Below are 24,307 nucleotides of genomic sequence, written 5' to 3' on the forward strand. Positions count from 1 at the left end.
ATAGTATCGATCTAGGTATATATTTTCATGGTAACACTTTCTACTATAATTGTAAATACTTTACAAACCTTATAAAAAATTTAAGAATAATATGTTAATATTGCCCTATTGATAACTTGATAAACGAATAAGTAGAATATAGATAGTGTTACCATTTATACAGAATTAAAACTAAAGGTAGCATCATTAACTGCACAGCAGAGAAATATTAATATTAATTTATACAAGTATATATGATATACTAGAGCTGTAAAGAGATATGATTTTAAATAAAACATGATAAACTGTATTGTTTTATTTCCATACGTTATTAAGCAAGTTGGTTTGAAAAAACTTTATAAGTGATAAAAAAGAATTAGTGTATAGATTAATTAGTACGGAAAAACAACGTTAATATGACATTTCTCAATAGGAAATTATGATGAATAACTTTGGAGGATGATCAAAAGTGAAATTTACAATAATAGGAAGTGGAGGCTGTGTTGCATTGCCTAAACCGCTATGTATGTGTGCTGTTTGTATAGAGGCAAGAGAAAAAGGAAAGCCCTACTCAAGATTTGGATGTAGTTTATTTTTAGAAGATTTAAATTTATTGGTTGATACACCGGAAGATGTTGTACATGCACTCAATTTTGCAAATGTCATGCAAGTTGATACTGTACTATTTAGTCATATGGATCCTGATCATACACTTGGCATGAGAGTTTTTGAACATATGCGTATTAATTGGTTTGGAATTTCTGAAGGACAGGAATGCGATAATCCAATTAATGTGTTTGCAATGGAACATGTTATGTCAGATATCAATTCCATACGGTCTATAAGAGGAGGGTATTTAGATTATTATGAAAGTGTTAGAAATTTAATAAAAAGAAATGTAGTGAAAAATACACTTAATCTAGGTAACATAAAGATAACCTTCATTAAAGCAGATTCGGCTACCGTTTTTGTATTTGAGCAGGGCGAAAGCAAAGTTATACATGCTCCATGTGACATTAAACCATTTCCAGCAGATGACATATTTAACAATGCAGATGTTTTGGTTATTGGTAGTACCTTTGTTGGAGAAATACTTAAGGATGGATACATCTTAAAAGAAGGTAATCCTATACGAGAAGAATTGTTTAGTATGAATGAAATCGAAAGTTTAAAGAACCAATATAACATCAACAAAGTTATAATTACCCATATTGAAGAAGATTGGGGTAAATCATATGATGATTACGTTGAACTGCAGAATCACTATAACGAAATTTATTTTGCTTATGATGGAATGGCTTTTGAATTATAAAAAACACTTATATAAATTATTTAAATTAGAGACTGGAGTAGAATTATAAATCTATAGATTTGGGAGTGTATTTTATGAACCTAAATATTTATGAAATAAAAGATAATTGCAGAAAAAACCTAAGTAAATACACAATAAAGGCCTTTTCCAATATACCCAAAATCGAAAATCCATTCATATTAGACTTGGGATGTGGAACTGGTGTACCAACAATAGCTTTAACTGAAATAAGCAACGGTTATGTCTATGCTGTTGACTCGGATAATTCATGTTTATTATGGTTAAGAGAAAAAATCATTGCATTAGACTATTCAGATAGAATTAAAGTAATTCATGCATCTGTTATTGATTCCACTTTATTTTTCCGAAAATTTGATATAATCTTGGCAGAGGGCTTACTAAATGTAATTGGTTTTGAAAAGGGCTTGGATACTATGATGACATACCTAAAACCAAACGGATATTTAATAATTCATGATGAACTATTTAATAAAATTGAAAAACAAGCTATTTTTAAAAAACATAATTTAGAATTACTAAATTCATTTGTATTAGATGAAAATGTGTGGTGGAATGATTACTACAGCTGCTTAGAAAAATCCATTAATAATAAAAATAATGATTCATTATTTGAACAAGAAATCAATGAAATATCTGAGTTTAAAATGAATTCAAAGAAATTTACTTCAATTTATTATATTCTACAAAGCAAGAGCAAATATTACTAGGAGGAGGACAAAATGAGAGAAAACATTTCAAGATTTGATGAAATAAGCACAGCAGAACAATTAATCAATTACTTAAAAAGCAGCAGAAGACTTGAAAATAGTTCTTATTTATATCATTATACAAAACTTGAGAATGCCTTACTAATTATTAAAAATAGACGATGGCATTTATCATCTGCGCTACATATGAATGATTTGCTTGAGTACAAAAATGGAGATCCAGCAAGATGGAAGAATATCTTTAGTGTTAGTTATATGGGCGAAAATAGGGAAAGCATAGGTATGTGGAGTATGTATAGTCAGCCCTGGGAGAACGGTGTGAAAATAGCGATCCCTAAAAGTGTCATGCTAAAATGGGTGAAAGGGATAAGGAAAGCATATGAAGTTGATGCTAGAACACAGAAGGAAAATGGGCGAGTGATTCTACTTAAGGAGGGCCAAATTTTTTGTTCTGCGGTGGCATATTGCAATACAGATAGTCGTGAACTAAATACAGAGGAGGAATTGACAACATGGAGTACAGTCCATAACAAAATTCTAAAAAATGTTGCTAACATTCCTGAATTGACTGGTTATGTAAAAAATGAAGCCTGGTCATATGAAAAAGAAATACGCCTCCGAGTAGAGTTTGAAAATTCAAATGGTTTTTCCAAGATTGCAGTTGAAATTCCAGAAGAAGTGATCGACTCAATAATCATTACAGCGGGCCCTTTATTTGAAGGAAATTTAAAGGACAAAATTCAGGAAACAATACAAAGAAATATTGCAGTAGATAATAGTTTGTTTGCAAATCGATTTAAGATGAAGACAATATGTGAGAGTTGTGATTACAAAATTGCTTCGCTCCAATATCTATGTATTTAAACTTAACCCATAAGCTATATTAGTGCTTCGGGGGATTTATATCCTTGTGATTTTGTTGCTATGAACTTTGGTAATGTTACTTAATACAAGTGTACGTTAATTATGGAAGGATATGAATTCAGTAATAGGCATCCCTAAAATAGGATGTTTGGCACTACAGGTGAATAGAAATGTTTATAAGTTAGCAGAAGGGAATTTATCTTTAGAGAAAACTCTTTCTGAACAAATTTGTTTGAGAAATAAATCAAAAAGGTTCCCACAATATTATAGATCATTGCATTGATTTGTTTGATTTTAAAATTGATTGTGCAAAACGTAAACTTTTTATTTGTTCTATTACGTTCGTGATAATTGCGTATGTTATCCAATATATTAATGTAATTTTTATGGTATAATGGAGGTGTTTACGACACGAGTGCCACAAATATAATAGTTAAGCGAAATAATCAATTAGGCTTTTATAAATTTACTTATAATAACGTATTAAATGTGGAGGAAAAAATGAAAAAAACTAGATCAATTTTAACTTGCATTATTTTTTTGCTAAATATAACGATACTACCACTTAACTATGCTAATGCCGATTCTAATATTAGCATAAATACTTTAGTAAAAATGAAAAGTATTTCAGGGGGGTTATCATTTTCTGCATCGATAGGTGAAGATGGAACAGTTTGGACATGGGGTGATAATTATGATGGTCAGCTTGGTGATGGGACATACTTATCAAGAAGTACACCTACCATGATTGACGGTTTATCCGGATTTAGTTCTGTATGTTGTGGTGCTAATCATGCACTGGCTCTTAAGAGCGATGGAACGGTTTGGGCTTGGGGTGCGAATATGAATTATCAACTTGGCAATGGTAAAAGTTTTAAAAGGAATACTCCACTTCAAGTAAATGGAATGAATAATGTAATTGCATTGTCAGCTGGGCATAATCATTCAGTAGCATTAAAAAGCGACGGAACTGTTTGGACATGGGGAAGAAATTGTGATGGTCAGTTAGGGAGGATTACTCAGGAAGAATATACTGCTACCCCTGGAGTAATAAATGAATTATCAGGTATTACATCAATTGCTGCAATGGATGACCTTACTGTAGCCCTAAAAAATGATGGCACAGTATGGTATTGTGGTCATACAGATATATATCAGGAAAAAATAACTATTGCTGAAGGACTAGAAAATATTGTTGCAATAGCTGCTTTGTCAAATTCCATTGTAGCTTTAAAAAATGATGGAACAATATATATGTTTAAGTCTAATACTAGGGGTAATTTCATAAAAAAAATAGAAAATATTTCAGGAGTTAAATCTATAGTCAGTGGACAAAATCAAATAGCCGCATTGAAAAATGATGGTTCACTTTGGTTAATTGGACAGCCATATTTAGTTAATGGTTATGTAACTGGACAAGGGTCGGATTTTACTAATGCTCAAATGTTAGATGATATTTCAGATATAAAAACAATTGCGTCTGGTTATAATCATATACTCATACTTAAAAATGATGGAACTGTATGGGGAGTAGGCAATAATACAAATGGGCAACTTGGAAATGGAATAGCTATCAAAAGAAATATTCCTATTAAAATACCAAATTTAAATAAAATAGAAAGTATAAGTACCTCTGATTATCAAAGTATGGGAATTAGCACAGATGGGACAATAAATATTTGGGGAGAACTTAACCATGATATTAATTCTGATGCATATTCTAGTGCACCTATAGAAATACAAGATTTAGATAATATTGTTGAAGCAAGTGGTAATAGCTGTGCTTATGCAGCTCTTAAAAACGATGGAACTGTTTGGTGTTGGGGAACGAATTTTGGTGAGGTGCCGAGTAAAGTAGATAATTTATCTGACATTGTAGACATTTGCCAAGGGGAATATTTATTAGATTTTTATGCAATAAAAAAGGATGGAACAGTTTATGATTTTGGAATAAATTCAGACGGATTATTTGCTAAGAAATTCAAAGGTATTGCAGATGTTATTCAAATTTCTAAAGGCAATTATTATTCTTCAAATGTATATATACTTAAAAAAGGTGGTACAGTATGGGCATTTAATTACAATAATTTAGATAGTAGTAGTTCGGATATTTGTGTTACCCCAGAAAAAATACAGGGTTTATCTAATATTACTCAAATATCTTCTTTAGATAATATATCGCTAGCACTAAAGAAAGATGGTACAGTTTTAACTTGGCAGTTGGATGAAGACAATAATATGAACTCTCCTAAGCTTGTAAATGGGATCTCAAATATAATTGCCATATCAGGTAATTCAAAGGCATTAAAGAGTGATGGAACTGTATGGACTTGGGGATCAAATACTTATGGACAGCTTGGGGATGGAACGTATGTTGATAGTAATGTGCCAAAAAAAAATTCTTCCTTAAAAAATATTACTCAAATATCATCAAGTAAATTTCATACTTTGGCACTAGATAAAGATGGTAAAATATGGTCTTGGGGGCTAAACCAATATGGAGAATTAGGGGATGGGTCTAATTTGTGTGAAGTTACACCTGTTCAAGCCATGACCTATAGTAAGTCGGATAGTAAGATCCCAAATCTAATTAAGGTAACAGTAAATGGAAAACCTGTTTTATTTGATGTGCTACCAAAAATAGTTAATAATTATACTTTTGTACCAGCGCGACCTATTTTTGAAGTTCTTGGTGCTACACTAACGTGGGATAATACTACGAAAGTAATTACTGCAATTAAGGATGAACATATTATTATACTTAAAGTTGGAAGTAATGAAGCTATTGTTGATGGTGTAACAATACTGATTGATGATGCTGTTTTATATTGTGGTGGAAGAGTTATGGTACCTGTGAGATTTATATCTGAAAGCTTTGAAGCTGATGTAAATTGGAACCCATATAATCAAACAATTATAATCACATCTAGTAATTAACTTTAATTTATGAATGGCATTATAATTTATAATAGTTTTCATTGATTACTTCGCTTAACAGTGTGTTCCCGACATGACGGAAAATCGGAAGCATGTCAAGTCGGGAACACGTGGAACGTTTTGTGACAGAAATTCCCTTTGTAACAAAAGCAAAAAAATTGGAGGAGAGAAATAAATATGCAAAAAAGCATCAAAGAAGTAATAGAAAGCAAAGATTTTACATTAATGGGTATCGAATTAAGAAAGTGTGTACTAATGGGTGATTTGAAACATCTTAAATTACTTCATGAAGCAGGAGCAGATGTAAATTATTATACTAAAGATAAGATTTTTACTACTGATACTACTGCTTTACATATAGCTGCAAATGCGAGTTATATGGAAATAGTAAAATATTTATTAGATAATGGATCTGATGCTAAGATAATTGATGGATTAGGTAATAGGGCATATCACTATGCAAAGGCGAATAATGATATTGCTATTATGAAGTTAATAAAAGAAAAAGATGATAAGCTTTTTTATGAAGAAGATTATTGTGTAAATAAACTTAGAAAGTATAATCTTCCAGAAGAGACAATTGAATTTTTGGGAAGTAATAATAGAAAAATTGATTTGGAAAAATCAACTTTTACTGATTATATTCTGTTTTGTTCTGTACAGGATGTCAGGATTTTTGAGTGGAATGATATAATTTTTGTAGATTTATTATTTCGAGTTGAAAATTATACAGAGATTGGAGTAATATCGTGGATTCCAGAAAAGGAAAGTTTCGGTTGTATAGATTTAGAGCATAACGAATTTGGTTTAATGAAAGGAATGAGTTGGCAAGATATTATCTGCGACATAGATAATATTATTGACAAATCATTGTCCTGGGAGTTTAGCAATAATACTAATATTTTTTAATTGTAGGATGCTGGCGGGAATTTCCGTCACATAACAATATGTTGCCAACATTCAATTTACTGCAGTGGAGGTTTTATGTATAAAGATAAAAAGGAAATAGTAAGAAATTTTAATGAACTTGAACTTACAGAGTTTGGCGACTTTAGAACAGATGACGATAGAGAGAGGAACAATATTTTTTCTAATAATGCAAAGTTATTGTTAAATTTTTAGGCTTCCAATGGAACATCGCCTAACAGGTTGTTGCAAACATTCATCAGCATAAAATTGGATGAGGTTGTTAGGGAATGGGCTGATGAACATCGTAAACACGCGAGCGTTATGCGAAATATGATACTAGATTATAAAAAAACAAAAGGAGAAACATAAATGAAAAGTATATTTAAGAGTTTTAGTTTGCTAGTTTTTGGTGGATTACTATTAGCTACAATATTTTTCACAACAACAAACGTTTATGCGACAAACTTATATGGGGATTATGCAGAAAAGCTGAAAGAAATTGGAGTTTTTAAAGGAACAAGTACGGGTTTTGAATTAGATAGAGAGCCAACAAGAATTGAAGCAGCAATAATGTTTGTGCGATTAATTGGTGCAGAGCAAGAGGCTCTAGATAAGAAATACAAGCATCCATTTATTGACGTACCTAAGTGGGCAGATGAATATATAGGATATTTATATCATGAGAAACTTACCAAGGGCACTAGTACCACAACTTATGGTTCAGACGATATTATTTCAGCTAGAGGGTATATAACTTTTATTTTAAGAGCATTAGGGTACAGTGACGCGGCTGGAGATTTTACATGGAACCAATCTTTAGAGTTTGCAAAAAGTCAATCACTTATTATCGAATCAGATTTTAATGAATTTGCTACATCCATATTTTATAGGGATCAATTAGCTAAGATGAGTTATTTGGCATTAAAGATGCCAATAAAAGGTGATAAGACTAGCTTAGTTGAAAAGTTGGTAAGTTTGGGAGCAATTGACAAAGAAATAGCAACTAAGATTGGATTATTAACACTAAATTCTGCCGATGAGCAGGATAGACCAAATCCTACGCCAAATTATTCGGATTGGGATGCCAGTGTACAAATATATATTAAAGAAATGGGATCGTTTGTTGGAACTGCAATCAAAGCAAATGGAATTAATGATTTTTTGATAAAAAGTAAGAACAGTACTGATTTTACGATTATTGGATTTAATAGTATAAGTTTGAATGAGGCATTAGATAGCGAGGGTAATGTCTTAGCATATGTAGCAACTGAATATGTTGTTAAAGAAGACAGTTTAGTCAGACTGAATGGTTTAGTGAAAGAAGGCGCTGCATCTTACTTGGATCTAATGAAGGAACTTAGTCTAGGTGATTTTATCACAAAGGATTATGGAACAAAAGAAGCACCAGATAAGACCAAATTTAAACAGTTAAGACAAGTTCATAGTTACAATATAATTGTACTGGATAATAGTGGTAAAAAAATACCATTACAATTATTTCTTGAAGTAATACAAGATGCAGCAGATTTAAGTTAAAAGTGAAATTTCCGTATTATACTTCGCATAACAAGTAGTTGTCAACATTTATCTGCATTAAGTGTGGGGCATTGGAGCTTGTTGAGCTGATAAACGGCGGCAACTACGATGACGTTATCTGAAATAAAAAGCTGTGATTATTGCTAAGTTTATATTTTTAGAAGGTTTAAGAGGAGGGGGTAGAGTATGGCACATATTTTTAGGAGCGAGGACATGAAGTTTGAATTGAAGAAGGCACCAATACCGGAGTATGCATGGCACATGAGTCCTAAGTTATCAGAGATTGCTCAATCTAAGCATCTGCATTTTGATATGAGACAACTTGATCCAGGTAAGTATTCTTATCCTTATCACTTTCATAGGAATGCAGAAGAAGTATTTGTGATTGTTAGTGGTAAAGCTATGTTGAGAACACCAGAAAGTTATGTAGAATTAGTTGCAGGAGATATGATTTTTTTTGAGATTGGTCCGGCAGGTGCACATCAACTATATAATCACTCACAAGAAAAGTGTCTATATATAGATATCGGGACAGAAGCAGGGATAGATATATGCGAATACCCAGATTCGGGTAAGGTTAATATACTGCCTGCTCAAGAGATTTATGAGACTAAAGATAAAGTTGATTATTTCAAAGGCGAGGCTAATGTAAAGGGAAAATGGCCAACGGAATGGTAGTGAAAAGAATATTTACCCTGTCAAATTTATGGTTGAGAATGGTGTCACTGTCAGAGCTGCACTAGGAAACTATAAATTTCTTACAGATGAAGAAAAGCTAAAGCCGAGGCACTATTAGATGAATTTTCAGGAGGTTGTGAATATCAGGTGAGGAAGTAATTTGAGTACTGGTGGTAAAAACGTAATGATATCAGAAGTTACCAATAGTATAGGTTGTTAGTTAGCATATGACATCCGATTAATACATCGCATAACAATATGATCACAACATTCATCAGCATATAAGGTTAATAAGTTTCTAGTGAAGGAGCTGATGAACGTAGTGAACACGAGAGCGTTATATGACATTGGTATATTCATGATCGGGTATTCTTATTAGGTATTTTAATTAATTTTTCGGTTAATAGAAGAATTTTATGAGGATAATTAAATTTAAGATTTTAGTAATTACTGTGTTGCTATATTTGTTACTTACAAACTTATAATAAGGAGATAAAAATAATGAGTAATTTAAAAATTGACGGATTTAATTCAGGAATTATATTTCAAGGAGCATTACATATTGTAATCTTATTGATTTATTTGTTTTTTATAGGAATATCGATATATTGTTTGGTTTTATTTGTTAAATTGGCAAGGAGAGGAATACTAGCACTTGATATTTATATTTTACAAAACAAACAAAAAGAATCTCAAGAAGAAAATAATAATAAACTGCGAGATTAAAGAACATATTTTAGTGTGCTTTTATATAGAAAGTATGATTTTATTAATATCGGATTTTAAATCATAAATTTTATAAAGCCTAATTTATTTAAAGTAAGGGAGATAAGTCATAAGACGAACTAATAATGTCATTGAGGCTATTAGAAAAGGGAAAAATATATGAAGATTTAAAAGTTGTTTGCAATATTGATAGTATTAATAACTATAAGTGGATGTAGTGGTGGAGCTCTATCGGAGTGTGAGATAGAAAAACTTGAAAGAATATAATAAAAAATTTGTGTGAAATTTAGTCAAATTATAAAATATAATTCGAGTATTGTGATAATCGGTTGGCGATTTTTGTTGATTGTATTATAAAAGATGATATAATTATTTTATGATATTATTAATGAGAGGAACTGTCATTATACGATGATATTAGGAGGTAAATGAGTGTAAGTACAGTTATGGTGACAGTAAATAAGGGCCATGCAGATAAAATTATTTGAAGGAAAAGAACTTATGTTATGCATAAGAAAATGTTAGTAATAATTCTAAAGAGGGAGAAAAGATGATTTATGGGTAGAGCAGGTGGAGCAGGTGGTGGAGGTGGCCGCGCTGGCGGCGGTCATTCATTTGGTGGAGGGCGTTCTGGAGGAGGAAGAAGTTCATTCAGTAGTGGAAGAAATAGTTCATCAAGCGGGTCAAGTGGAAGCCGTTTAGGGAGCTCAGTTGGACGTAAACTAAGGGGAAGCAATTCATCTGGTGGGTTTTTTGGTTCGACTAGGCGGTCAAGAGTAAATAATGTAAATGATAATAGTACATATGATAATCGAAGATTTTATAATAATGGTTGTGCAACAACAGGATGTGGATGTCTTTCAATAATATTTGCTATAATTATGGCAATATGTACATTAGGATTTGTTATGATTTTAACCTTTGTAAAAAGTGAAAATGTAACCACATCAACGATAGAAAGAGAACCATTACCAAAGGGTTCAGTGAATGAAACAGAATATTATACAGATAATTTGGGATGGATAGGTAACAAAACAGAATTAGAAAAAGGAATGAAAAATTTTTATATAGCAACTGGAGTACAGCCTTATTTATATATTACTGATAATGTATACGGAGAACATATCACTGATGTTAATGAGTTAGCAGCGTTTGCAGAGTCATTATATCAAGAGTTGTTTACCGATGAGGCTCATATACTGTTAGTCTTTTATGAATATAATGGTGACTATGCTGATTATTATTTAAGTGGTTCTCAAGCAAAAACTGTTATTGACAGAGAAGCAGGTGATATATTATTAGACTATATTGATAAATATTATTATAATGATAATATGACAGATGATGAGTTCTTTAGCACTGTTTTTGATAAAACGGCTTCAAGAATAATGACAGTAGAAAAATTACAATGGCCTATACTTTGGTCAATACTGGTTATATTAATTATTGTACTGGTCTTAATTATTTTCATAAAAATTCGTGCAACACAAAAAATTAAAAAAGCTGAACAAGATGCCAGGATATTAGAAACTCCATTAGAACAATAGCAGGAAATAAAAGCCTGTAGATAATCTGCAGGCTTTTTAAGACATTTTTTTTGGTAGGGTTGTTTACAATTTTTCATTTAATAAATCTAATAAGTATTTTCTACTGAGTTTGGGGTATTAATGCTAATGCCTTTAACTAACAAGGTTTTTGGCTGGCAGCTTGTGTTGAGTAAAGTAAACAATAAGTTCATCACCTAATTGATATGAAATTGAATATGGAAAACAACAAAAGAGATGAAGTGCACACCGTGCAATTCATCTCTTTTTCTACTTTTATTATACTACAAATTCGGGTAAAATACTAGTCTTGAAATCCATAAGAATAAGTTGTAAAATTGGAATCCAATACAGGATTGGAGGTGGATGAATGTATTTTGGGATAGCAGAATTACTTCCGTTAATGAAAGACCTATCAGAAAAGTATACCAGTAAATCAAGCACATCTATTCCATATGAAACAGCACAACAGTTAATGGAGGCAATCCTTTATTGTATTGCTGAGAATGAATGTTATAGTGAAAATTCTGAAAAGGGTCAAAACATAATAGCCAATCAAAATGCTACTGTTTCAGCGAGAGAGGCCTATGATCGAGGGTATAAATTAGTTGTTCAGAAAATAGTAACTTCACAAAATCTCTATAATGAAATGATTGTAGGGTTTAATGATTTTAGTAATAGAGCATATTATGATGCTGTAACCAAGCAAATACCTATGTTTTTTAGATGGTATGATGCAAGATTTTGTCCACAGAACAATATAGTTGAGTTTGATTATCCTTTATTGATCCAAATGCAGAAACATCAAGGAATAGATGCTATTTATGAATATGTAAAGTGTATAAAGTATGAACAACAGTTTATACAACAATTTCAAGAAAAATATGTAAAAGAAATTTTAGAGTTATCGTATGAAGGTTATGAGGAACTTTTCATAAACTTATGTAGTCCTTTATTAAAAAAGGTTCTTGGAAATATGTTACTTGACCTGCCATTACAGAAAACTAAGCTAGAAGTAGCAGACTATAAAAAAATGTCAATCATCGTGAAAGAAAATAGTGAAGACATACTATTAGAAAAATTGTATGAACTGTTGAAATTATTAATAGATAATGTTTATCAGGGAAATATGGAAATGTTATATTATTTGCAAAATGGCATACCGGACATTGTAACAGAACTTGTAAATGGAGCTGAAAATAATTGTTTAGAGCATATTATTTAAGAAGGTGAGCACATGGATGAAATGTATGAGCTTATACAGTTGGGGCAACAGAAATATGAAATGCAGGGAATTATTGCTTGTAATGAAAAAACCAAGAAATTTGGTTTGGTTTTAACAGAGGAAGAAGTCAAGTCCTTGATGGTCTGTCGGAAAGATTCCTTAAAAGAGAATCAACGAATTGAGTTTGGCGAAGGTATTCTGGCAGATCTTATTTATGCGTTCTGCGATTCCCAGTACTTGAGCCAGGACAATTATGTAGATACATTAGCACAATTACAAGAAATCTTTTATTTATACAAAAATGAATCTCAGGACGAATTGACAGATGCTGAATTGATTGATTTTATGAGAAATCAATTTGAAGAAATCTGCTTTGGAGATGTAGAATATTTGAGAGGAACTTGTCTTGAACGGTTTGCCAGAGCTATTCGCTCAGGCTATCAATGTCAGGCGCAGCGCAGATTACGGGATGAGTACACCTTAAAGGATGTAGAAAATGAATATAATAAGTTGTCGGAAGAAACAAGATGGGACTATGAAGTGTATAAAATGAAACTGGAAGATATGTATTGATTAGGAGAAATCATTAAGCTAGCTTGGGTTAATGAAAAATAATTATTTGATTTATTGGAATTTCGATGAAATAATATATAATAAATAAAAGGATTACCAATAAACAAAATATAAATATATAAAATCCAATGTAACTAAATCAATTTAAATTAACTCAGAAGGATTTTATTAATCTTCTAAAAAGTAAATTATGAGGTATAATTACAGTTAATACTAAGATTTACTCAATTGACAACTGCAATCAAAATAAGTATCCATGACTGAAATATGGTATAATTAGAGATATTTATGATAAAGGTGTCGGGAATGCAATAGTTAGGCGACACCCAAACCTAGTATTATGAAAAGTGATAGGCATATGATGTCTGAAGAAAAGTTTATCCGCAGAGTATTTGAGAGTTTACTTATTTTACAGAAGGGATAACAGATGTATTGAATCCCTTCACAAAGAGCCATAATGGAAACACAAGTAATTCCCATAAACCTCCGGGGATATACATCATCATTCCCGAACCACTAACAGTATCAATAATACCTAAAATATCTAATAGGGAGCTAGCTAACAATAATGCGTATCCAAACAGCCCCCAGGCTGACAACCACTTAGGAATGAGTTTTGACTGGTATAATAAATAACAAATCATTATGCTACCAAGACCAAGAATGCACATAGCTATCTGATAGGTAGAATATCTCACGGCTATAGCTAAATTATGTATAGTTTCATAATAGGAAGTATCTGAAGCACCTGTAGTAATATATTTTTGACTTAGTTTTATGAGTAATAATGAGATGACAGCTCCAACAATTAAGAAAACGCACTCGATAGTCCTGAAACTAACATAAGTAATTGCTATAGTTTGATTATACTTTTTAAAAATTGGGAAAAGCATAATTGCAATTCCAACAATCCCAATAGACATGACTAATATAAGAAGTGCACCTATTTTTACTAGGATTTCATTTGGATAAACATTATTAAGAGGTCCTTGTAGTATAGGTGCTGCGACATTAGATTCTATAAGACCAGCAATCATCGTAATGATAAATAATACTCCTACAATTATTGCATTTTTTTTGTATGTATTCATTTTTTCTCCTTTACATATTCAATAATTTATTTAATTTCTATACTCAGATGGTGATATCCCGGTGATATTCTTAAAAAGTTTTGAAAAATGCTGCGGGTATTCAAAGCCTAACGTATGCGCAATCCTGTTTACAGGTTCTTGTGTTCCTAAAAGCATAATTTTAGCTTTTTCAACCAAGTAAAAATGGATATGTTCTTGGACACTTTTTCCTGTTTCTTTTTTCAGTAAATCACTCAAATAATTTGGAGAATAGCACATTTCCTGAGCACAATATCTGACACTAGGCAATCCCTGGGATTCTGGTTTGTCAGAGTCGAAATAGGAATTTATAAACGCTTCAAAACGAATAACCACATCCTTTTGAACATTTGTACGAGTGATAAATTGCCTTCCGTAAAATCGCTTACAGTAATTTAATAACAACTCTAGGTTTGATATAATCAGATCCTGGCTATGAACATCTAAATTCTGACTGTACTCATATTTTATTGCTTTAACTATCTCGGTGACCGTTTGCCTTTCCTGCTCTGATAGGTGAAGTGCTTCGTGAGAATCATAAGTGAAAAATGTATATTCATTTATCTTTTTGCCAAGAGCACTCTTGCTTATCAGGTCTGGATGAAAAATGAGAACCCAGCCATCCAGTTCAATATTTTCAGACATACTGAACGGCTCTATTGTTTGCCCCGGAGCTAAACACATCAAGGTACCTTCCTGAAAGTCATAATTTTGTCGGCCATATTTAATTTTACATTCATGACCATTTTTTAGGCTGATACTGTATAAATTCATGGTGATTTTTTGGTCAATTACCGGTATCATTTTTACCTTAGATGGTTCAATGAGTGTTATCAATGGGTGTTTTAACTTTTCATTCCCAATCATCTCATTTATTTGAGAGATAGATTCTATTCTCATTATTTTTGCCATGGTTCAACTCCTTTAAAAACTTCTATAGCTATCTAGCGTGATAACAACAAGCCCATTTGTTAGTTTAGTTTTACTTATTTATTAAATATTGTTGACTTAATTATACTGCATCAAAAATGATAAGTAAATTAACGCATTACTGAAAAACCAATACATTTTACTGATATAGATGTATGGAAACTGAACTGAAGGCTATTCAAGGGTATACTGTGAATCGTAGCGATATAGGGTAGTAATGGCAGTATCCGGTTTGGGCATCGCCTAACAATATGTTGCCAACATTCATAGCCTTGAAGTTATGTAAATTTCAAGTGTTTGAGCTATGAACGTCGGCAACACGGTAACGTTATATGACATTGCGCACTAGAGTAATAATGAGTTATATTAATTTAAACAAAACAACTTGCAATTATATTGTAAAGTTGTAAATTTCAAGTCATAGGGGGGGATTCATGTTGTTTTATTATTTTTATTTAACTTTTTATATTGGCACATTATCTTATATTATTGCCAGAAATATTTATTTATTTTATAAAGACAAATATAATCCATATGTTTTTAAAAAGGGAGAGAATGAGTTACCTTTTATTATTAAGTTTATATGTATTTTGGGTATGAATATTGGAGGATATTTTTTTGTAAATAGCGAGAAATCATTAGTTATCATACTAAATATTTTCTTGTGGTATTCATTCTTTCTTGTTATGAGTACAGTAATATTAAATTACCTATCTTATAAGAAAAATAAAGACCAAAAGATAATTCTACATACTGCAATAATGAGTGCAACAATTATTATTATTTCATTAATTATGTGGAGGTATGTTGGGAGGTAAAATAAGTTGGATTGTTCTTGTAGGTGACATATTCTACTATATTATTTATTAATTGAAGGAGTTTTTATGATGAAGAGGTTAATTATTTTAGCAATTTTGATATGTATATTTATCTCAGGATGTAAGAAAGATGTAATGTCAGTAGAACCTTTGGATTTTCATGTAGCAATAGATATGGGAATAGAACAGTACACTCCATCAATGTCTTCCGTTCCTGGTTTGCCACTTTTGGTTAATGTAAATTTATATAATAAAGAATTAGAATTAGAACTACATTTTAAATGTGAACAAGGCAATTTTTTGTTATGGAATGCAGACAGTAATATTGAACAATTAAATTCAGAATACATATGTGATTTTAATGATTTGAATTTATATTGGTCTCCGAGTGAATCAACTGATCATAGTTCAGATCAAAATATGCTTACAGTATCAATAATTGAAAAAAATACAGGAGATATATTTGGAAAAGGCAATATAAGATTATAGAAGAAAACGGAGTTTATTATTATAAAGACAAAGAATATATAGTGATACAGTGATTAATAAAAAAATAAGCAACAAATATATTGGGTTTATGTATTCTAAAGTTAATGTATAACACATCACCTAACAGGTTATTGCCAACATTCATAACCTTTAGAGTTGTTAAGCAAGAAGTTTGTGAGCTTTGAACGGCCGCAACAACGAGAACGTTAGCTGACATTGCACACTAGTTTAAAAGTATTAATGTTAATTTATCACAATAGAGGTATAATAATAAGAAAACACAAAGCAATATTATATTAAATGGTACTATTGTATGAAAATTCATAGCAATACATTAAAAGGTAAAGAAAGAAGGGTGTATATGAAGCTACTTGATAATATAGATAGTATTATGTTTGCTCCATGTGGTATGAATTGCATAGTTTGCTATAGGCACTTAAAACCGAAAAAATCTTGTAAAGGTTGTTTGTGTAGTGATGAAGATAAACCAGAACATTGTAGGAAATGCAATATTAAGGATTGTGTAAAAGTAAAAAGAATTACATACTGTTTTGAATGTGGAGAGTTTCCTTGCAAACAGATAAAGAATCTTGAAAAAAGTTACATTAAGAGATATGGAATTAGCCTTGTAAAAAATAGCGAGACTGTACGAAGTGAGGGATTAGAATTTTTTATGTTAATGGAAAAAGAACTTTGGACGTGTAAGAAATGCAGCGGTATTATATCTTTACATGACTCAGAATGTAGTGAATGTCATTTGAAAATCCGTAGTTCAACATGAAAACAATCTTTGGATATAATTCTTATATAATCAAATATTATTATATTATATTAAGTAATATTAAGTTATTTGTGGTTGACTGGTAGTTATCGTGTGTAATGCAACATCAGCTAACAAAATATTGCCTAAAATCATCAACATTAAGATTTGAGAATTGGTAAGTATGTGAGCTGATGAACATCGTTAACACGTAACGTTATATGACATCCCCCTCTAGAAAAAGAGAAAAAGAACATGTATTTCAATTATTGATGGGAAGAACTTTTAAGGCTATTAAAAAAACTATTGCGTTGCTTGAGAAGAAATAATGGCCTTATTTATAAGACCATCAATGAGGAATTTTAATTTATTGTAATACAACATGTCGATATTCCTAAACAATCGTAGATAGGACAGTATCGAATGGTGCCTTCAATAATCATAGAAACACCAATAACCATCAATGCCGAGCATAGAAGTCGCTATTAAGTTTAAAGTGGGGGAAATAGTGAACTAGATTTTCAAATAAAGTGTTTCCGTATGTAACGACATATAACAAAATTGCCAACATTCATCAGCCTTCAAGGCTGAAATTTATGGCTAATCCTTATGACAGATAATGGCGTGTGATAAAATAAATTATTCATGATATTGATAATAGAAAAAGAGAGAGGTGTATCTATTTGAAGTTAAGAAGTGCATTGATAGATGACTTGAAAAATATATATACTTTGATTTGTAAGCTTGAAGAATCAAATATTGATATCCAAGAATTTAGCCAAATCTACTTAGATAACTTAGCTGATCAAAATGTACATTACATTGTTGCAGAAGATAAGGGTAAATTAATTGGATTTATAAGTCTACATATTCAAAAATTATTGCATCATGTAGGTAAAATATCTGAGATACAAGAATTATTTGTTGTTGAGAGCTATCGCAGGCTTGGAATCGGGAATAAGCTATTAAATGAAGCAAAGCAAGTTTCATTGAAGAATGGATGTATTCAAATTGAAGTATGCTGTGATAGAAAACGGGCAATTAGCCATTTATTTTATTTGAGTCAAAGTATGAAGAAAACTCACTATAAATTTACATGTGACTTGAAACTAAATCAATTAATTAAGTGATTGGCAGTTTTCGCATTACATGTCACATAACAAGTTGTACAACATTGCTCACCACAAAAAACAAAACATCTGTTCTAAATTGAGAAGAAAGAATTATTTATATAATCTTGAAAGGAAGTGAACTATATCAGAAATAAGCGAAGTAAATACTCGATGCAATAATGACAGCATATGTACCGAGTAATGAGCTGTCGTTATTTATTGCACCTATCTATTTTAAAAATATTTAAAAGAAAAGGAGCAATATTATGAACGAAAAACAGTTAAGAGAACAATGGCTACAAGATGAAAAGATAAGTTTTCAAGGATGGGATTTTTCATATCTGAATAAAAGATGGAAGCACGAAAAAATACCATGGGATTACGGAAAAATTGTGCATCGATATTTGAAAAACGATATGCAATTATTGGATATGGGAACTGGTGGTGGTGAATTTTTGCTATCTTTACATCATCCATATGATAAAACTTCAGTTACTGAAGCATGGCAACCTAATGTAGATTTATGTGTAAAGAAATTGAAACCACTTGGGATATCTGTCAGACAGATATTTAATGATTTCTGTATTCCATATGATGATAATAATTTTGACTTTGTAATTAATCGGCATGAAGCTTACGATTTGGATGAGGTAAAGAGAATACTAAAGACTAATGGATTATTTATTTCTCAACAAGTGGGTGGATATAATAATAGACCTCTATCTGAAAGATTAATACCTAATTTTACGCCGTTGTATCCTGATTTTGATTTGAAAAATGAAGCTATTAAGTGGGAAAAAGCAGGATTCGAAGTTATTTACAAGGATGAATGCTTTTCAAAACTATTCTTTTATGATGTTGGAGCAATTGTATATTTTGCGAAGGTAATAGAATGGGAATTCCCTAACTTTTCAGTAGAGACCAATTTTCAGCAATTGATAGAATTACAAAAGCTATTGGAAGTGAATGGCTACATAGAAAGTATTGAACATCGTTTTATCATTGTTTTGAGAAATATTCAATAAGATGGACGCCGGCAATAACGAAATCGTTTTGCGACGAACTTTACTGGTTTATTGTTTATCAAAATTTAGCATATGCAAGTTTGTTGATGCAGAATCAATTAGGATAAACTATTAAATAAATATATGTATATTAAGTAGTCTTTAATAAGGGATATGCTATGAAAACAATACATTGCCAACATTCATCAGTTTTGGTGATAATTAAATAAAGGAAAATTGAGCTGATTGAACGTCGGCAATATGCAAACGTTGTACCATATTACACACTACAAAAAACATCAATTTGTTTATAATTGCGATTTATTAATTTGTTTTGAATGGAGGTGTACTTATGGATATATTGAAACAACCGTTATTTAAATACATAGACTGTATAGAATTTTATGTTCCAAATATACAACAGGGAATTGAATATTATTGTAATAGTCTTGGATTGAGAGTTATATGGAAATCTGATACAGCTGCTGGTCTTGGGATGAGCGAAGGAATAACAGAAATTCTCATCCAAAATGAACGTAATTTTCAATCAGTTGATATTAAAGTAGATTTGGTAACGGATGCAGTAAAAGCGATAGAAAAGGCGGGAGGTCAGATTGTATATGGGCCTTTTGATATAAAAATTGGAAAATGTGCAGTTGTAAAAGACCCTTGGAACAATCAGTATGTGATTTTAGATACTACAAAAGGCACGTATATTACTGACAATGAGGGAAATATTATTGGACAAAATGAACCTTCTAATGAATAATAATTAGTAATGCGATAAGTTCACAAGTTCCTATGTGTCGCAGTATTTGTCAGCGCTAAATAAACTTTATTAAAAGCGAGCGTTAGACGACATAATTCATAAGTAAATAATAACCAAGTGGTTGGAATTTGGAAAAAAAATCGAAAGAGGTTTGAAAGGTGGAAAATGAGTTGCAAAACAAGAAACAAAAATAAAATATTGATAGCAGCGGTAAGTATTGAATTTTTAATAGTAGTATTCTTATTGATAGGACGGCAATCAGATGATTTCGTACCGTCTCCAATTTTGTTATATTCAATTGAAACTCAACTTAATGAGAGTGGAAGTAGTAGCCAATTATTGAATTACGATGTGGGGAATGTAGGATTAACCAACTTACTTACATATGAAGAATGGATGAATAGTGGGGGACATCAAGGATGGAGATTAGAACCCCTTTTTTTAGTGAAGGTTGTCACTTCAAACTTAGTTCCAGAAAATATATCACAGCAAGAACATCTGATGGATGGTGGAGATAACTGGAAAGAGTCAGGCAATGCTACAACGAATATAGATGGAGTAATCATTAAATTAATTAGCCCAACGGATAATTCACTAGAAAATCCTTCGAATGCTACAAAACTGCAGTATAGGATGATTGTACCCCATTTAGGATCTTATGATATAATGGTTGAACAACCGCAAAAATCGGCAATTTTCATTGTTACTAGGATTGTTTTTAATCCCAATTCGTTTAACTAGTAAGTATGGGATTAATTTATGGATATAGCTAATTTCCATTGAATTGTAGCAATCAAAGAAACGATTATATAAGCTCTTAGAAAAGGAGAAATTAAAGTGAATGACAGTCAACGTACCGAAAATTTCAACATAATCAGAGCACAACTCGAAAGCCAAGGTTACCATGCAGAGAAATGCACAATTTCAATTTTAAAGGCAAATATTATGGCTTTTGTTACGGCAGGTCCTGTGGCAGCGCTGTGTTGCGTGGTATTTTTTCTTGCAAAACAGAGTGGGGAAGTTAAATTCTCAATATTGGGATCACTTCTTCTTTACGCTATTATGGTTGCAAGTGTTTTTGTGCATGAATTTCTACATGGTCTAACTTGGAATTTCTACTGTAAAAACGGATGGAAAAGCATTCATCTTGGAGTTATGTGGAAAAAACTAACTCCGTATTGTTGCTGCATGGAATCACTCAGTGTTAGGCAGTACATACTTGGAGGTCTTATGCCTTTCCTAGTACTTGGGCTTGGAATGTTTGTAGTCTCTTTAATAACAAACAGCATATTTTGGCTCGTTTTGAGCGTTTTTAATATTATCGCTGCTGGCGGAGACACAACAATTGCACTTATGCTCCTGAAGCATAAAAATGCTTTTATCATCGATCATCCGACGGAATGTGGCTTTTGGGCTTTCAGCAAATAAAGGGTGATAGTTTAGTCATAAAAGAATATTTTATCAATATCGATAAGTTCGAACTAAATTTTTGAAATAGACATGGAGAGGCGTGGAGTATGAAATTAAATAGTAAAAAGATATTTTTTTTGGTAACCATAATGACTTTTTCAGTTACTACAATTGGGTTTGCTATACTATCAATTGCAAATAAGGACAACTGGTTGTTTCGCATTGGAACACAAGTAAGTTTGATAGTATCATTGCTAATGAACGGTTTACAGACTTTGACAATACAGAAGAAAGAGGGAATTGCTTTTTTTCTTATATGTTGAAATTTAAACTAATCAATATAAGGAAAATTAGATTGATATATAATTTTCATATAGTTGATTGATTTAATTTAACATATTATGTAGAATAAAATTATCAGAAGATAGTACTTAGATTTTTTACAAAGTGTTTCAAATTTTACAATCATTACAAAAAACCTATTGCTACCTAAAAAGAGTAGTGATATAATATACATACAACTATTCGCAAAACTCAACTTTAACGAATAGATTGGGGTGATTTTAACCTAAAACAGGGGTTTCTCATCGTTACTACTCACAAAGGATATTATTTATTTGTGATAACTTTCAGGAGGTTAAATTATATGATTAATAATAAAAGCTATCATGAGCAAGAAAAAATAAAAAACTCAATTCATTTACGTGAATTAATGTATTCTTTACCTTCCTTTACACTCGAATTCTTCCGAGGTATTGAACAAACCACTTCGTCTAAAACTCGTATTGCATATGCTTACGATTTAAGGGTCTTTTTCGAGTTCTTGGGACAATATCATAAGGAAATTAAAAAAGTGGCTATTTCTGACCTTAAAGTTGACTGTTTGGATCAAATACTACCAGATGATATTGAAATGTATCTTGAATATCTAAATTACTACATTAAAGAAAATGATAAACATACTCAAATTGAACATATTAATACTGAACGTGGAAAAGCTAGAAAATTAGCTTCTTTAAGAACTTTTTATAACTATTTCTTCAAAAAACAAAAAATTAAAACGAATCCAGCGTTATTAGTTGAGCTACCTAAAATACATGATAAACATATTGTGAGATTAGAAATTGATGAAATTGCTAAGTTATTAGATGAAGTTGAATCAGGTGAAAAACTAACTGTTTCTCAAAAAAGATTTCATGCATATACAAAGGATAGAGATTTAGCACTCCTAACGCTTCTATTAGGTACAGGAATTCGTGTAAGTGAATGTGTGGGTTTAAATATTCCAGATATTGATTTTGACGTTAATGGTATTAAAATTGTAAGAAAAGGTGGCAACGAGGTAATTGTGTATTTTGGGCAAGAGGTTAAAGATGCTCTTCTTGGTTACCTGGAATATAGGAAAAAGATGGTTACACCACCAATGCATGAGGATGCTTTATTTCTATCAATTCAAAATAAAAGATTAGCAGTTAGATCAGTTCAAAATTTAGTTAAGAAATATGCTCTACTAATCACTAAACTTAAGAATATTTCACCACATAAATTAAGGAGTACATATGGAACGAATTTATATCGTGAAACCGGTGATATTTACTTAGTTGCTGATGTTCTAGGTCATAAAGATGTAAATACGACTAAAAAGCATTATGCACAAATTGAAGATGAACGTCGACGTATGGCTGCAAAGGCAGTTAAATTAAGACAAGATTAGGGTTTTCATTCAACAATTGGTAGTGTTAATTTCTCTCCAGCATAAATAGTAGTTTCTTGAATTGAATTAATCATAATTACCTCATCAATGTATTCGTCTAAATTATAATAATTATCATTCATATATTGATTAGCAATGTCCCATAATGTATCATTGATGTTAATTGTAACTGTAATATAACTTTTAGTTGGTATATTACTAGCGCCAATAACTGTATTATTTATAAAGTTTAATAATAATATTGATACTAAAATGATACTAATAAAAAATATTCCACCCTTTGACTTCTTTTGTTTCATGCGGAATCACTCCTTTATTGAATAAAATCATCGATAAATCGTCATCAATCGAATGTTCGTTCGTCTATTTACATTATATACGAATGAACGTTCTGTGTCAACATGTTTTTCGCAAAAACGAGAACATTCGTTTGATGTTTTGCATTTTCTATGTTATAATACTCAAGAACATACATTCTTTAGATGTAATATTTTCCAAAATTATATAATTAGGGGTGATTACTTTGGCTAGTGATTTGAGCAATAAGCAGCTCATAATTCTGAATTTTCTAAAACAAGAAACAATGAGTAAAGGCTATCCACCATCAGTTAGAGAAATTTGTGAAGCCGTTGGTTTGAAGTCTACTTCTACGGTACATGGTCATCTTGAACGTCTTGAGAAAAAAGGATTAATTCGTAGAGACCCTACTAAACCAAGAGCAATTGAAATTGTAGACGATGATTTTCAATTAGCACGTAGAGAAATGGTTAACGTGCCTATTCTAGGTAAGGTTGCTGCTGGTTCACCAATCTTAGCTCAAGAGAATATTGAAGATTACTTCCCTATTCCAGTAAATTATGCGCCAAATACAAATGCATTTATGTTAAGAGTTAAGGGTGATAGTATGATTAATGTTGGAATATATGAAAATGATTTGATCCTTATTCAACAACAACAAACAGCTAGAAATGGAGATATTGTTGTAGCATTGATTGAAGATTCTGCTACAGTTAAGACTTTTTTTAAAGAGTCTAATCATATTAGACTTCAACCAGAAAACGACAATATGGAACCAATTATTGTGAATGAGGTTTCTATATTAGGTAAGGTTGTTGGGTTATATCGAACTTTATCTTAGTAGTAAAAAAATAAAAGATAGCTAGGGTTAAATCACCTACTAT

24 protein-coding genes and 1 pseudogene are annotated in these 24,307 nt (G+C 31.3%); 22 read left to right on the top strand and 3 right to left on the bottom strand.

Translation table 11 applies throughout. The features are described 5' to 3' along the window. The first annotated feature begins 448 nt into the window (after nt 1-448). The 11 genes and pseudogenes from CVU84_03880 to CVU84_03930 all read left to right on the top strand — a co-directional run bounded on the left by CVU84_03880 (nt 449) and on the right by CVU84_03930 (nt 13,011). On the top strand, nt 449-1,291 hold the full coding sequence (locus tag CVU84_03880; protein PKM95951.1) for an MBL fold metallo-hydrolase: 843 nt from the start codon (nt 449-451) through the stop codon (nt 1,289-1,291). 74 nt (nt 1,292-1,365) lie between these two features. Further along, nucleotides 1,366-2,019, top strand: a complete 654-nt coding sequence (locus CVU84_03885; protein PKM95952.1) for a hypothetical protein — start codon at nt 1,366-1,368, stop codon at nt 2,017-2,019. Between the two features lie 24 nt (nt 2,020-2,043). Continuing rightward, on the top strand, nt 2,044-2,883 hold the full coding sequence (locus CVU84_03890; GenBank protein ID PKM96124.1) for a hypothetical protein: 840 nt from the start codon (nt 2,044-2,046) through the stop codon (nt 2,881-2,883). A gap of 501 nt (nt 2,884-3,384) precedes the next feature. Then, on the top strand, nt 3,385-5,820 hold the full coding sequence (locus CVU84_03895; GenBank protein ID PKM95953.1) for a hypothetical protein: 2,436 nt from the start codon (nt 3,385-3,387) through the stop codon (nt 5,818-5,820). Nucleotides 5,821-5,997: 177 nt separating this feature from the next. Then, complete coding sequence (locus CVU84_03900; GenBank protein PKM95954.1) at nt 5,998-6,729, top strand: hypothetical protein; 732 nt, start codon at nt 5,998-6,000, stop codon at nt 6,727-6,729. A gap of 369 nt (nt 6,730-7,098) precedes the next feature. Beyond that, complete coding sequence (locus tag CVU84_03905) at nt 7,099-8,265, top strand: hypothetical protein (protein ID PKM95955.1); 1,167 nt, start codon at nt 7,099-7,101, stop codon at nt 8,263-8,265. Between the two features lie 186 nt (nt 8,266-8,451). Continuing rightward, the gene (locus CVU84_03910) at nt 8,452-8,943 is read left to right on the top strand and encodes a hypothetical protein (protein PKM95956.1); all 492 of its coding nucleotides are present in this window, start codon (nt 8,452-8,454) and stop codon (nt 8,941-8,943) included. A gap of 537 nt (nt 8,944-9,480) precedes the next feature. Beyond that, a complete protein-coding gene (locus CVU84_03915; GenBank protein PKM96125.1) occupies nt 9,481-9,669 on the top strand; it encodes a hypothetical protein in 189 nt (62 codons plus the stop codon). A gap of 560 nt (nt 9,670-10,229) precedes the next feature. Further along, nucleotides 10,230-10,310, top strand: a pseudogene (locus tag CVU84_03920) (RNA-binding protein). A gap of 1,273 nt (nt 10,311-11,583) precedes the next feature. Beyond that, nucleotides 11,584-12,438, top strand: a complete 855-nt coding sequence (locus CVU84_03925; GenBank protein ID PKM95957.1) for a hypothetical protein — start codon at nt 11,584-11,586, stop codon at nt 12,436-12,438. A gap of 12 nt (nt 12,439-12,450) precedes the next feature. Further along, on the top strand, nt 12,451-13,011 hold the full coding sequence (locus tag CVU84_03930) for a hypothetical protein (protein PKM95958.1): 561 nt from the start codon (nt 12,451-12,453) through the stop codon (nt 13,009-13,011). A 404-nt stretch (nt 13,012-13,415) separates the two neighbouring features. Here the strand turns inward: CVU84_03930 and CVU84_03935 are convergent, their stop codons facing one another. Both CVU84_03935 and CVU84_03940 read right to left on the bottom strand, forming a co-directional pair. After that, nucleotides 13,416-14,102: a DUF4386 domain-containing protein gene (locus CVU84_03935; GenBank protein PKM95959.1), complete on the bottom strand. Its 687-nt coding sequence runs from the start codon at nt 14,100-14,102 to the stop codon at nt 13,416-13,418. A 30-nt stretch (nt 14,103-14,132) separates the two neighbouring features. Further along, nucleotides 14,133-15,032 (bottom strand): AraC family transcriptional regulator, encoded by a 900-nt coding sequence (locus tag CVU84_03940; protein ID PKM95960.1) that lies wholly within the window; start codon nt 15,030-15,032, stop codon nt 14,133-14,135. 452 nt (nt 15,033-15,484) lie between these two features. Between CVU84_03940 and CVU84_03945 the strand changes: the two genes are divergently transcribed. The 10 genes from CVU84_03945 to CVU84_03990 all read left to right on the top strand — a co-directional run bounded on the left by CVU84_03945 (nt 15,485) and on the right by CVU84_03990 (nt 23,126). Further along, the gene (locus CVU84_03945; protein ID PKM95961.1) at nt 15,485-15,868 is read left to right on the top strand and encodes a hypothetical protein; all 384 of its coding nucleotides are present in this window, start codon (nt 15,485-15,487) and stop codon (nt 15,866-15,868) included. Between the two features lie 69 nt (nt 15,869-15,937). After that, complete coding sequence (locus tag CVU84_03950) at nt 15,938-16,357, top strand: hypothetical protein (GenBank protein ID PKM95962.1); 420 nt, start codon at nt 15,938-15,940, stop codon at nt 16,355-16,357. 361 nt (nt 16,358-16,718) lie between these two features. After that, nucleotides 16,719-17,138: a hypothetical protein gene (locus tag CVU84_03955; protein PKM95963.1), complete on the top strand. Its 420-nt coding sequence runs from the start codon at nt 16,719-16,721 to the stop codon at nt 17,136-17,138. Nucleotides 17,139-17,755: 617 nt separating this feature from the next. Then, nucleotides 17,756-18,247 carry a GNAT family N-acetyltransferase gene (locus tag CVU84_03960; GenBank protein ID PKM95964.1) on the top strand — a complete coding sequence of 164 codons (492 nt, stop codon included), beginning with the start codon at nt 17,756-17,758 and terminating at the stop codon, nt 18,245-18,247. Nucleotides 18,248-18,495: 248 nt separating this feature from the next. Further along, entirely contained in the window at nt 18,496-19,254 is a 759-nt protein-coding gene (locus CVU84_03965) for an SAM-dependent methyltransferase (protein ID PKM95965.1), read from the top strand. 331 nt (nt 19,255-19,585) lie between these two features. Beyond that, entirely contained in the window at nt 19,586-20,002 is a 417-nt protein-coding gene (locus CVU84_03970) for a bleomycin resistance protein (GenBank protein PKM95966.1), read from the top strand. 165 nt (nt 20,003-20,167) lie between these two features. Continuing rightward, nucleotides 20,168-20,743 carry a hypothetical protein gene (locus tag CVU84_03975; protein ID PKM95967.1) on the top strand — a complete coding sequence of 192 codons (576 nt, stop codon included), beginning with the start codon at nt 20,168-20,170 and terminating at the stop codon, nt 20,741-20,743. Between the two features lie 96 nt (nt 20,744-20,839). Next, on the top strand, nt 20,840-21,430 hold the full coding sequence (locus tag CVU84_03980; protein ID PKM95968.1) for a hypothetical protein: 591 nt from the start codon (nt 20,840-20,842) through the stop codon (nt 21,428-21,430). A gap of 89 nt (nt 21,431-21,519) precedes the next feature. Beyond that, nucleotides 21,520-21,735, top strand: coding sequence for a hypothetical protein (locus CVU84_03985; GenBank protein ID PKM95969.1), 216 nt, complete (start codon nt 21,520-21,522; stop codon nt 21,733-21,735). 326 nt (nt 21,736-22,061) lie between these two features. Continuing rightward, a complete protein-coding gene (locus tag CVU84_03990; protein PKM96126.1) occupies nt 22,062-23,126 on the top strand; it encodes an integrase in 1,065 nt (354 codons plus the stop codon). 5 nt (nt 23,127-23,131) lie between these two features. Here CVU84_03990 and CVU84_03995 read toward each other — a convergent pair whose 3' ends face one another. Next, nucleotides 23,132-23,425, bottom strand: a complete 294-nt coding sequence (locus tag CVU84_03995; GenBank protein PKM95970.1) for a LysM domain protein — start codon at nt 23,423-23,425, stop codon at nt 23,132-23,134. Between the two features lie 224 nt (nt 23,426-23,649). On the opposite strand from CVU84_03995, the gene CVU84_04000 reads away from it, so the two are divergent. Next, entirely contained in the window at nt 23,650-24,264 is a 615-nt protein-coding gene (locus CVU84_04000) for a transcriptional repressor LexA (GenBank protein ID PKM95971.1), read from the top strand. Nucleotides 24,265-24,307 lie beyond the last annotated feature (43 nt).

This window comes from Firmicutes bacterium HGW-Firmicutes-1 (genome assembly GCA_002841625.1).
In the GTDB taxonomy this organism is placed as follows: domain Bacteria; phylum Bacillota; class Clostridia; order Lachnospirales; family Vallitaleaceae; genus HGW-1.